We start from the raw sequence: 11,967 nt of genomic DNA, 5'->3' as shown, positions 1-11,967 counted from the left end.
CGCTTGTAAGTTAATCCCCCCACCCCAACCCTCCCCGCAGGCGGGGGAGGGAGCAGAAGGCAAAAAATTTCGTAAGGCAGGCTTCCTGCCAACAAAAACAACCTCAACAGGGGCAAAAAGTGAAAGACTTAGTAAAGTTTTTAAAAGCACAATCTAAATCATCAGACGATTTTGATGTGATTAAAATTGGTTTAGCGTCACCAGACAAGATCCGTTCTTGGTCTTTCGGTGAGGTGAAAAAACCTGAAACCATCAACTACCGTACCTTCAAGCCAGAACGTGATGGCTTGTTCTGTGCTCGTATCTTCGGGCCAGTTAAGGACTACGAGTGCTTGTGTGGTAAGTACAAACGCTTAAAACACCGTGGTGTGATCTGTGAAAAATGTGGCGTTGAAGTGACCCAAACCAAGGTTCGCCGTGACCGTATGGGCCACATCGAACTTGCCTGCCCTGTGGCACATATCTGGTTCTTAAAATCGCTGCCGTCCCGTATCGGCTTAATTTTGGATATGCCACTGCGTGATATTGAACGTGTGCTTTATTTTGAAAGCTATGTGGTGATCGAGCCAGGCATGACTGACTTAGAAAAAGGTCAGCTACTCACCGAAGAACAATTCTGGGATGCGGAAGAGCGTTGGGGCGATGAGTTTGAGGCTAAAATGGGTGCAGAAGGTATCCAAGCCCTCTTGCGTGACCTCGACCTTGAGCACCAGTGCGAAGTCTTGCGTGAAGAATTACAAGAAACCAATTCAGAAACCAAACGCAAGAAAATCACTAAACGCCTGAAAATCCTAGAGGCTTTTATTCAATCTGGCAACAAACCAGAATGGATGGTGATGACCGTGCTTCCAGTGCTTCCGCCAGATCTGCGTCCACTCGTGCCACTCGATGGCGGCCGTTTTGCGACCTCAGATCTGAACGATCTCTATCGCCGTGTGATCAACCGTAACAACCGTTTAAAACGTCTCTTAGACTTGGTTGCCCCAGACATCATCGTACGTAACGAAAAACGTATGCTACAAGAGTCTGTGGACGCATTATTAGACAATGGTCGCCGTGGCCGTGCTATTACCGGTTCTAACAAACGCCCACTTAAATCCCTTGCCGATATGATCAAGGGTAAACAGGGCCGTTTCCGTCAGAACTTGCTCGGTAAACGTGTGGACTACTCAGGCCGTTCTGTAATCACCGTAGGCCCATACCTCCGACTCCACCAATGTGGTTTGCCGAAGAAAATGGCCTTGGAGCTTTTCCGTCCATTTATCTACTCCAAACTTGAGAGCCGTGGCATTGCTTCAACCATCAAGGCTGCTAAGAAAATGGTTGAGCGTGAAGAGCCGATTGTATGGGATATCCTAGCCGAAGTTATCCGTGAACACCCAATCCTGCTTAACCGTGCACCAACCCTGCACCGTTTGGGTATTCAGGCCTTTGAACCGCTCTTGATCGAAGGTAAGGCCATCCAGCTTCACCCGCTTGTGTGTGCGGCCTTCAACGCGGACTTCGATGGTGACCAAATGGCGGTACACGTACCACTTACCCTTGAAGCCCAATTAGAAGCCCGTGCCTTGATGATGTCCACCAATAACGTGCTATCACCAGCCAACGGTGATCCGATTATCGTACCATCACAAGACGTTGTTCTCGGTCTTTACTATATGACCCGTGAGAAGGTAAACGGCAAGGGCGAAGGCATGTACTTCCTAGACCCACGTGAAGCTGAAAAAGCCTACCGCACCGGTCAGGCAGAACTTCACTCACGTGTTAAAGTGCGTGTAACTGAATACGAGAAGAACGAAGCAGGCGAATTTGAAGCCAAAACCAACTTGGTCGATACCACCGTTGGCCGTGCTATTCTTTGGATGATTTCACCAAAAGGTATGCCTTACAGCCTCTTCAACCAAACCTTGGGCAAAAAAGCCATTTCTAAGCTAATTAACGAATGTTACCGCCGCTTAGGGGTCAAGGCTTCGGTTATGTTTGCTGACCAAATTATGTACACCGGTTTTGCTTATGCGGCCCGTTCTGGTGCCTCTGTTGGTATTGATGATATGGTGATTCCAGATCAAAAACACGACATCATCAGTGCAGCGGAAGCTGAAGTATCGGAAATCCAAGAGCAGTTCAACTCAGGTCTTGTAACTGCTGGCGAACGCTATAACAAGGTGATCGATATTTGGGCGGCAGCCAACGAACGTGTTGCAAAAGCCATGATGGAAAACCTCTCAACCGAGGAAGTCATCAACCGTGAAGGCAACCCAGAAAAACAAGCCTCCTTCAACAGTATCTTTATGATGGCTGACTCTGGTGCGCGTGGTTCTGCGGCTCAGATTCGTCAGCTTGCCGGTATGCGTGGTTTGATGGCTCGTCCAGACGGCTCCATCATCGAAACCCCAATCACGGCAAACTTCCGTGAAGGCTTGAACGTTCTTCAGTACTTTATTTCAACCCACGGTGCCCGTAAGGGTCTTGCCGATACGGCCTTGAAAACCGCTAACTCTGGTTACTTGACCCGTCGTTTGGTAGACGTAGCCCAAGACTTGGTGATCGTAGAAGACGACTGTGGCACCCACGAAGGTATCGTCATGACCCCGTTAATCGAGGGTGGTGATGAGAAAGTGCCATTGCGTGAGCTTGTGCTTGGTCGTGTGGCGGCTGAAGATGTGTTAAAACCAGGCTCAGACGAAGTGTTGATTGCCCGTAACACCCTTTTAGACGAAAAACTGTGTGATGTCTTAGACCAAAACTCAGTAGACAGCGTTAAGGTACGTTCTGTGGTAACCTGTGATACCGACTTCGGTGTCTGTGCCAAATGTTACGGCCGTGACTTGGCCCGTGGTCACCTCATCAACCAAGGTGAAGCAGTGGGTGTTATCGCTGCCCAATCTATCGGTGAGCCTGGTACACAGCTTACCATGCGTACCTTCCACATCGGTGGTGCAGCTTCTGCGGCAGCTAAAGAGTCTAGCATTCAGGTGAAAAATGCCGGTACACTCAAACTGGCCAACGCGAAATTCGTTACCAATAAAGACGGTAAGATTGTGCTTACCTCCCGTAACACCGAATTAACCGTCATCGACACCTTCGGCCGTACCAAAGAGAACTATAAGGTGCCTTACGGTGCAGTGCTCAGCAAAAATGATGGTGACAAAGTGGTAGTCGGTGAAGTAGTGGCCAACTGGGATCCGCACACCATGCCAGTTATCTCTGAGGTAAGCGGTCGCATTCAATTCAGCGACTTGGTGGACGGCTTGACTGTTACCCGCCAAACCGATGAGCTCACCGGTCTTTCCTCCATCGTAGTACAAGATGTGGGTGAACGTGCAACAGCAGGTAAGGATCTCCGCCCAGCCATCCGCTTAGTGGATGCCCAAGGCAATGATGTATTGATTCCTGGTACAGACGTGCCAGCCCAATACTTCTTACCAGGTAAGGCCATTGTGACCTTAAATGATGGTGCAGAAATCTCCGTGGGTGAAGCGCTTGCTCGTATTCCACAAGAATCGACCGCAACCAAGGATATTACCGGTGGTCTTCCACGCGTTGCCGACCTCTTTGAAGCTCGTAAGCCGAAAGAGCCTGCAATTCTTGCGGAAATCTCAGGTATCGTCTCCTTCGGTAAAGAAACCAAGGGTAAACGCCGCTTGCTGATTACTCCAGCCGAGGGTGAGGCCTATGAAGAGATGATTCCAAAATGGCGTCAGCTCAACGTGTTTGAAGGCGAAATGGTACAACGTGGTGATGTGATTTCAGATGGTGCAGAAACGCCACACGATATTCTCCGCCTGCGTGGTGTTCACGCCGTAACTGAGTACATCGTCAACGAAGTGCAAGAAGTTTACCGCCTCCAAGGGGTAAAAATTAACGACAAGCACATCGAAGTAATCGTTCGCCAAATGTTGCGTAAAGCCACCATCACCAATGCTTACGACTCCGAGTTCCTCGAAGGCGAGCAAGTGGAAGTGGCCCGCGTGAAAATCGTCAACCGCAAACGTGCCGAAGAAGGCAAACCGCTGGTGGAATTTGAACGTGAACTCTTGGGTATTACCAAGGCCTCACTTGCCACAGAATCCTTCATTTCTGCGGCCTCCTTCCAAGAAACCACCCGTGTGCTTACTGAAGCTGCGGTTGCAGGTAAACGTGATGAGTTGCGTGGTCTCAAAGAGAACGTTATCGTTGGCCGCTTAATTCCAGCTGGTACAGGCTTTGCCTACCACCAAGCTCGAGCCAAGAAACGCCAACAAGCGGACGTAATTGCCCCAGAACTTGCAAATGAAGCCCCAGTGTCAAGCTTCGCCACCGATGCGGACATTGAAGCCGAATTTGAGTTCGTGGCAGATGAAGCCACACAAAACCTTGCTGCATTACTCAATGCAGAAGGTGATTTTAGCGAAGAATAATTCGTAGGGTGGGCATCCCTGCCTACCGTTAAAATCAATAAAAAGCCCCTAGAGCTGGAAGGTTCTAGGGGTTTTTGTTTGTCTAAAGAATGAACGATTAGCAAAGGGTATACCCTTTAGCTTCCTCTTGACAGAGGAAGCTAAACAATACTATTAGAAAAAAGGTCACAGGGGTAATTATTATGAATAAAAATCCAACACCGCCAATGTTTGAAAATTCGTCAATATATGTGTATCCTAATATTCCAGAAAAGAAACTCTTTAATGCGATAAAAACTTATGCGGAAAATATTAAACCTGAAGATGTCGTATTGCTTTTGGATAATACTGTTTTTGGTAGTGCAAAAGAAGGATTAATTATTACAAAAGATAGATTTTATCACAAGTATTATAGTCGTGTTTCTTGGGGAGATTTAAGGGATTTCTCACAAGTAACAAGCAATAAATCAGATATGTTTTTTGTAAATTCTGAAGCAAATATACATTACAGAATTTGGTGTATTTCTTCTGAAAAAGACACTAAGTTATTAGCAAAATACCTTTTTGAATTTATTGAGTTTGTGAAAAATGGAGTTGAAGAACCTAAAAATATTACTCTTATCACTAAAGAGTCTGAATTAGTAACAGAAAATTCACCAGTAAACCAATCTATACACAAATCTAAAAAAATAGTAAGAAATTCAGAACTAGAGGCTGTTCAGCAGCCAGAAGTTAGCTGTTGTCTTAGCGAAAGAACTGATGGAATTAACGAACCTGAGGCTCCTTATCTTTGTGAGGAAATAAATTCTCAACCAACTAAATCTAAAGAAGACGCTGAAGATAACTCCGTTTTAGGAAAGTTCTTAAAAAATAATGCTGATGGTATTATTGAAAAACTAAAATCAAACGGTTTAACCTTAACGGCATCTGCTTTGCAAAATGATGAGATGATTATCCGAGTTGCGGGGATTATTTATAACGTATTGCCAGGCCAGATAAGATTTGTAGTAAGTCTTTCAACAGTGGAAACCTTCTTATTAAATAACCGCTATTGGTTAATTGAAAAATTAAAATAGGAGATCAAAATGTCTGAAAAACTTTACCACTTCACAGTTACTTCAATAAATACTCATACTAATAGTCGTGCTTATTTTAAGTATGTTGCTCGTAATGTAACTGAAGCAAAAAACAGATTTAAAGCTGATTGGGGTTCTAATCATAAACTGGTTGCTTGTGTCAAAGAGGATTCTGTCGATGATAGACGCAAAAAAGGAGCCAAAGACTTTGATAAAGCAGTAGGTGGTTTCTTGGGTAATGTGTTAGTAGCTGCTGGTGTTGCAGGCCTTGCTGTATTAGCTGCAAAAACAGCAGATAAGAAAAAAGATAAATCTTAGTTATCAATATATTTATATTAAAAAGCGGTCAAATCTGCAAAAAACTTGCAAAGAGGCCGCATTTTTATGCTTCTCAAACACATTGCCCTGTTAAATAATCAGTTATTACAAAGTATAACAATATTCAAGACACGGGAGGCAATATGCAACTTGCAATATCCACGAGTGAACTTGTGGGTAAGGAGATACTATGAGTGAGTACATTCCTGATGTAGGCGACATTATCTAGCTTAATTTTTCCCCTCAAGCGAGTTACGAATGCCCTACATCCCTTATAAAAAACAAACACAGGTAATCGCCAAGCGGTTGAATTTGCAGGAAAATTTGCAAATCCGACTGCTTTTATTTAGGTAGGTTTGAAATTTAATTTGGGGGTATATAGATATCTTATAAATTATCGAAGCTAGGTATAATGCAATTAAGGAATTACACAATGGAAAAAATTGATACTCAAATTCGCCACATCACCCCTGCTGATGGCAATGTTTTTTCCGATCTCGGTTTTTCCACAAAAGAAGCCAATCAGTTAAAATCTGCCAGCCAGCAGCTAATTAATTGTATAACAAAGGGATAATTATCATATTACAAGCGGTCACCTCCCCCTAAAAACCTGCAAATTCCAGCCCAAAACCGACCGCTTGTTTCCCTTACTCATCAGATAAGCCCCAAAAGGCCGGCCAATCCCTGCTTTCCATTTTGAACAAACCCAATCTTGTTATATCATAGCCCTTATTTGAAGCCCAATTCCTAGGAAAAAGACCACATGAACAGCACAAGCGCTTTTAACCGTTCTTGGGCCAGGGTGGTGCTACACGCCTTGTTGCCTTATGGCCTCAAGCACATCTGTATCGCCCCTGGCTCCCGTTCCACCCCGCTTACCCTTGAGGCCCTCCATTTAGAAGGCCTGGGCCTGGTGCAATGCCACAGCCATTTTGATGAACGGGGCCTGGGCTTTTTCGCCTTGGGGATGGCTAAGGCGACCAATGAACCTGTAGCGGTGATCGTAACCTCGGGCACGGCGGTGGCCAACCTCTATCCTGCGGTGATTGAGGCCAGCTTAACCCACCAGAAGCTGATTGTGCTGTCGGCCGACCGTCCGCCAGAGCTGATCGGCTGTGGGGTCAATCAGGCCATTGAACAGCAAGGCATTTTTGCCTCCTACCCTGTGGCTAGCCTTAATTTACCTAAACCAAGCCGGGATTATACCGCTAACTGGCTGGCAGCCTCAGTTGAAAAGGCCTGCAACGATCAAGCCCAAAAGGGTGGAGTGGTACATGTTAACGCGCCTTTTGCCGAACCCCTCTACCAGGCCGATGAGGCAGCGATTGGGGCTGACCCTTGGCTGGCCCCGCTTTCCCGTTGGCTCAACCAGCCACAAGCCAAGTGGTTGGATGGTCAGGCTACCCAAAAAGATGTGCTTATGCATGAAAACTGGGACTATTGGCGCACCAAACGGGGCGTGGTGATTGTTGGTAAGCTGCCGATTGAACAGGGTTCCGGCCTTAAACTTTGGGCTGAAACCCTGGGCTGGTGTCTTTTGAGTGATGTGCAATCCTGCATTGAAGCCAGCCTGCCTTATGCGGATATTTGGCTGTCTAACGAAACTGTCCGCCAGCGCCTCTTGCAGGCCGATATTGTGGTGCAATTTGGCACCCAGGTGGTCAGCAAGCGGGTCAATAATTTCTTGGCTGACTTTAAGGGCGAATATTGGTTGGTGGATGAGTATCAGGACTACATCAATCCTCACGCCCACAGCCAAACCCGCTTTGTGGCCAAGGCTCATCATTTTACCCGGGTTCACCCAGCCCTACGCCAAAAACCTTGGCTCTTGGAGCCTCTGGCCCTGTCGCAATTCTGTGCTGGCTTTATCGAACAGCAGGTGGGCGGCAACCTCAACGAGGCTTCATTGGCCCACCATATCCAGCAGGTGCTGCCTAGCAATGGCAATCTCTTTATCGGCAACAGTCTCTTTGTCCGCCTGGTGGATGCACTGTGCAAGCTGCCTGAAGCCTACCCAGTCTTTACCAATCGTGGAGCCAGCGGGATTGACGGCCTCATTGCCACCATGGCAGGCCTGGCCAAGGCCAGCGAACGGCCAACTGTGGGGGTGATTGGCGATGTATCCGCCCTGCACGATCTCAACTCTGTCGCCTTGTTACGCCAAATCAGCCACCCGACCATTCTCTTTGTGGTCAATAACAGCGGTGGGGCTATTTTCGATATGCTGCCGGTGGAAGCCAAGGCCAAGGATCGCTTCTACCGCCTGTCGCATAATTTTGAGTTCTCCCAAATCGCCACCATGTTTGGCTTGGAATATATCCGCCCCTTCACTTGGGCTGATCTCAATGCCAAGCTCAAACAGGCCTATGCCCGCCGGGGCGTGACCATTGTGGAAATCAAGGTTAATGATCAGGATGGCAGTAACCTCTATAAGTCCTTGATTGAGCAGATTTCGAGAGCATCGATTGATTAAGGATGAGTGAGCGAAGCTTCCCCATAGATAGCGCCAGCCTCCAGGCTGGTGCTTATCATAATAAGGCACCAGCGAGGACGCTGGCGCCATCATCAAGCGTTCCCCCTCAGCCTTCGGCAGCTCCCCCGTAAACGGGGGGAGCGAATTATTTTTCTCCACGGCCTCCTTGGCTCCCAAGACGACTGGTCAGCCGTTTTATCCCATTTGCAAAAAAATCCTGCTTTTTACCCGCTTGCCCTAGATTTGCCTGGCCACGGAAGCAACCAAGCTCTCGTTTGTCAGAGTTTTGCAGCCGTCAGGGGCTGGCTAGATCAAACCCTTCAAAACCTGATTGGCTCTCAACCCTTTTGGCTGGTAGGCTATTCCCTGGGTGGGCGGATTGCCCTGGATTACGCCCTGCAAGCCAATAATCCTAATCTACAGGGGGCGATTTTAGAGGGGGCAAACCTAGGCTTGGCAACGGAAGAGGAGCGTGCAGTCCGCCTGGCTAACGATCAGGCCTGGGCGGAGCGTTTTTCCTCTGAACCCATTGAAAGCGTGTTGGAAGATTGGTACCAGCAAGCGGTCTTTGCTGATCTCAATCTTGCAAAAAGGCAGGCTCTGATAGCAAAACGCAAGCATAATGATGGTAGGCAAATCGCCCAAATACTTATGGCAACATCGCTGGCCAAGCAGCCCTATTATTTAAAACAGCTCAAACAGGCCACCAATATCCATTTTGTAATTGGCCAGCGGGATAAAAAATTCCGCACTATGGTGGAATTTGCGGGCCTAAATCATCATATTCTTGCAAATGCAGGCCACAATGCCCATTGGGAAAACCCCCAAGCCTTTGCAGACCTGATCGCCCAAAAGATCCAAAAATAAGGCATTTTGCTTGCAAACTGCACAAACAGGTCAGAATTGCCAAAAAGCGTTTGACATATTTTCATAAATCTATATCATACGCCTCCACAAACCAATGATGGTGAGATGGCCGAGCAGGCTGAAGGCGCTCCCCTGCTAAGGGAGTATAGGGTTAAAAAGCTCTATCGAGGGTTCGAATCCCTCTCTCACCGCCATTTACTTGTTCAGCACCCGTAGCTCAGCTGGATAGAGTACTCGGCTACGAACCGAGCGGTCAGAGGTTCGAATCCTCTCGGGTGCGCCATTTTATTTCTATCCCCTAAAATGTGAAAAGAACAAGTAAGTCAATCAACGCACCCGTAGCTCAGCTGGATAGAGTACTCGGCTACGAACCGAGCGGTCAGAGGTTCGAATCCTCTCGGGTGCGCCATTTCAAAACACTTTCTTCATAAATCTCCCAAAATCCCTTATAATTCAGCGACTTTTCTTTATTTTTATCTTTTATGCTGAAATTTGCCCATCAGGAACATCGCAAGTCCTACTATTTTGATACCCGTAACCAAGAATTTTCCTTTCCAGCCCTACAAGGCGACCAATCTGCCGACGTTTGCGTTATTGGAGCCGGCTTTTTAGGCCTTTCCACCGCCCTAGAACTGGCCCAACAGGGCAAGAAGGTTATCGTGCTGGAAGGGGCCAGAGTGGGCTTTGGGGCTTCGGGTCGGTCAGGTGGCCAGGCCATTAACGGCTTTGAGGACGGGATTGATGAATATATCGAAACGGTCGGCCTGGAAAATGCCCGCAAGCTCTGGGCCATGTCGCTGGAGGCCCTTGATATCATCGATGAACGGATAGCCAAATATGGCATTCAATGCGACTGGAAGCGGGGCTATGCCACTTTGGCCCTGAACGAACGCCGTATGCAGGACTTAATCGAAGCCGACAAGGCCAGCCGTGAAATCTTCGGTTACCAACAGGGGCAAATTTGGGATAGAAAACAGGTGCAAGCCCACGTTGGCAGTCAGCTTTATGTGGGGGGGCTTTATGACAGCCAGTCAGGCCACTTGCACCCACTCAATTATTGCCTAGGTCTGGCTCAAGCCTGTGTGCAAGAGGGGGTAACCCTTTACGAACAATCGCCTGTGCTGGAACTTTCAGGGCAAGCTATCGTGACCGTTAAAACCGACAAAGGCAGCGTTCGGGCAGAAAATGTGGTGCTAGCCACTAATGCCTATATTGATGCCCTGCCCAAGTCTATCCATCGGGGCATTGCCCGCAAGATTTTGCCTGTGGAGAGTTTTATTATCGCCACCGAACCGCTGGATCAGGCCACCGCCGACAGTGTGATTAACAACGGCATGTCAGTCTGCGACAACAATCTCTTTTTAGACTACTATCGTTTGAGCGCTGACAACCGCCTGCTCTTTGGCAGTGATTCCTCCACAAACGTGGATATGGTCGCCCAAATGCGGGCCAATATGCTTAAGGTCTTTCCTCAGTTGGAAGCGGTTAAAATCGACTACGGCTGGGCTGGCCCCATTGATATGACTATCAATTCCACCCCTCACTTTGGGCGTATCCAACCCAACATCTACTTCGCCCAAGGCTTTTCAGGCCACGGGGTAGCTCTCACGGGGTTAGCGGGCAGAATTATGGCCGAAGCTATAGGGGGCAATGATGAACGCTTAAGGGTATTTGAAAAACTTAAGGTGCCTGGTATCTATGGAGGGAAGTGGGTCAAGAAATCGGCTATGGCTATTGGAAAGCAGTATTATCGTTATTTGGATAGGTATCGTTAGATTGCAAGCGGTGCAAAATTTTTAAAAATTTGCACCGCTTGCTTTGTACTATCTTTCTCTATTGTGCAAATCCTGATAGGCCTCGCAACCTTCTTGAAGTCCCCGATCACAGGCTTGACCAAAATACTTTTTTGCTAAGGTTAGATTCTTGGTGGTGCCTATCCCCTCCATGTAACAACCTCCCAACATATATAGGCCACTAGCATCTCCTTCATCAGCCGCCTTGCTAAACCATTTAAAGGCTTGATCCATATTTTCTGAACCTTCTAGATTCAAATAGGCAAATCCTAAATTGACATAAGCTCCATCATAGCCCTGTTCTGCTGCCTGATCATACCAAAATATTGCTTTTTGATAGTCTTGTTTTACACCTATTCCGTGAAAATACATTCCACCTAAATTATATTGGGCGTCAGGGTAGCCTTGTTGGGCGGATTGTTGATACCAATAGATAGCCTGATTGTAATCTTGTTTCACTCCCTGTCCATTTTCATAAGAAATGCCTAAATTGTATTGAGCGATAAAATGTCCCTGTTCTGCGGCTTTTGTAAGGCAAAGAATGGCTTGATCAAAGTTTTGCTCAATACCTTGGCCATAATAATAAGCTAGACTTAGCTCAAATTGGGCTTCTGCATCTCCTTGCTTTGCTTGTTCCTGCAAAAAGTAAATCCTTTCTTGACTGTAAGCATTGGTATTTTCTCTTATATTCTCTAAGGCAAACAGACTATCAGAGCGCCCTCCTTCAATTGCTTGCTCTAGCCAATATTGTGCCAATTCAATATTGTGTGCCACACCATGTCCAGCAAAAAACATAAGACCTAATTCGTGTTGGGCCCGTGTATGGCCTTGTTCAGCTGCTTGCTGAAACCACATTTTGGCTAGGGTATAGTTTTCTTGTTCATAATAGGCTTGAGCTAAGTCGCATTGAGCGTCTGCCTGACCTTGTTCAGCTAATTTTTTGAGCTTGGAATCAACATCGTTTTTTGGGGATGAGCCAAACAAACCTTCCCATGCTTGTTTAAAGATATTTGTCATAAATAAAAATCCTATCACGATAACAAGCGGTGCAAAATTGATCT

Annotated in this window: 7 protein-coding genes, 3 tRNA genes and 1 pseudogene; 10 read left to right on the top strand and 1 reads right to left on the bottom strand. The window is 47.0% G+C overall.

Features of this window, described 5'->3' with window-relative positions:
• Nucleotides 1–119: 119 nt before the first annotated feature.
• From A4G20_01295 to A4G20_01250, 10 genes and pseudogenes are all read left to right on the top strand, one after another.
• The gene (locus A4G20_01295; protein ID QIW15085.1) at nt 120–4,400 is read left to right on the top strand and encodes a DNA-directed RNA polymerase subunit beta'; all 4,281 of its coding nucleotides are present in this window, start codon (nt 120–122) and stop codon (nt 4,398–4,400) included.
• Nucleotides 4,401–4,582: 182 nt separating this feature from the next.
• Nucleotides 4,583–5,455 carry a hypothetical protein gene (locus tag A4G20_01290; GenBank protein QIW15084.1) on the top strand — a complete coding sequence of 291 codons (873 nt, stop codon included), beginning with the start codon at nt 4,583–4,585 and terminating at the stop codon, nt 5,453–5,455.
• Nucleotides 5,456–5,464: 9 nt separating this feature from the next.
• Nucleotides 5,465–5,773 (top strand): hypothetical protein, encoded by a 309-nt coding sequence (locus A4G20_01285; protein QIW15083.1) that lies wholly within the window; start codon nt 5,465–5,467, stop codon nt 5,771–5,773.
• A 433-nt stretch (nt 5,774–6,206) separates the two neighbouring features.
• Nucleotides 6,207–6,326 (top strand): annotated as a pseudogene (locus A4G20_01280) (XRE family transcriptional regulator).
• A 210-nt stretch (nt 6,327–6,536) separates the two neighbouring features.
• Complete coding sequence (locus tag A4G20_01275; protein QIW15082.1) at nt 6,537–8,246, top strand: 2-succinyl-5-enolpyruvyl-6-hydroxy-3-cyclohexene-1-carboxylic-acid synthase; 1,710 nt, start codon at nt 6,537–6,539, stop codon at nt 8,244–8,246.
• A 144-nt stretch (nt 8,247–8,390) separates the two neighbouring features.
• The gene (locus A4G20_01270; protein ID QIW16820.1) at nt 8,391–9,113 is read left to right on the top strand and encodes a 2-succinyl-6-hydroxy-2,4-cyclohexadiene-1-carboxylate synthase; all 723 of its coding nucleotides are present in this window, start codon (nt 8,391–8,393) and stop codon (nt 9,111–9,113) included.
• A 99-nt stretch (nt 9,114–9,212) separates the two neighbouring features.
• Nucleotides 9,213–9,307 (top strand) — tRNA-Ser (locus A4G20_01265).
• 12 nt (nt 9,308–9,319) lie between these two features.
• A tRNA-Arg gene (locus A4G20_01260) sits at nt 9,320–9,396 on the top strand.
• A 49-nt stretch (nt 9,397–9,445) separates the two neighbouring features.
• Nucleotides 9,446–9,522: transfer RNA gene (locus A4G20_01255), tRNA-Arg, on the top strand.
• A 73-nt stretch (nt 9,523–9,595) separates the two neighbouring features.
• A complete protein-coding gene (locus A4G20_01250) occupies nt 9,596–10,888 on the top strand; it encodes an oxidoreductase (protein ID QIW15081.1) in 1,293 nt (430 codons plus the stop codon).
• A gap of 48 nt (nt 10,889–10,936) precedes the next feature.
• On the opposite strand, the gene A4G20_01245 is transcribed toward A4G20_01250, so the two are convergent.
• Nucleotides 10,937–11,923, bottom strand: a complete 987-nt coding sequence (locus A4G20_01245; protein QIW15080.1) for a hypothetical protein — start codon at nt 11,921–11,923, stop codon at nt 10,937–10,939.
• Nucleotides 11,924–11,967 lie beyond the last annotated feature (44 nt).

The organism is Pasteurellaceae bacterium RH1A (genome assembly GCA_012221805.1).
Lineage (GTDB): Bacteria > Pseudomonadota > Gammaproteobacteria > Enterobacterales > Pasteurellaceae > RH1A.
Note: the sequence above shows the minus strand (reverse complement) of the source record. Positions and strands in the feature narration are given on the sequence as shown.

Bases quoted from the DNA above. Each gene is read 5' to 3' on its own strand.
- A4G20_01275 (QIW15082.1), top strand. From the start codon at position 6,537: ATGAACAGCACAAGCGCTTTTAACCGTTCTTGGGCCAGGGTGGTGCTA.
- A4G20_01245 (QIW15080.1), bottom strand. From the start codon at position 11,923: ATGACAAATATCTTTAAACAAGCATGGGAAGGTTTGTTTGGCTCATCC.
- A4G20_01285 (QIW15083.1), top strand. From the start codon at position 5,465: ATGTCTGAAAAACTTTACCACTTCACAGTTACTTCAATAAATACTCAT.
- A4G20_01290 (QIW15084.1), top strand. From the start codon at position 4,583: ATGAATAAAAATCCAACACCGCCAATGTTTGAAAATTCGTCAATATAT.
- A4G20_01250 (QIW15081.1), top strand. From the start codon at position 9,596: ATGCTGAAATTTGCCCATCAGGAACATCGCAAGTCCTACTATTTTGAT.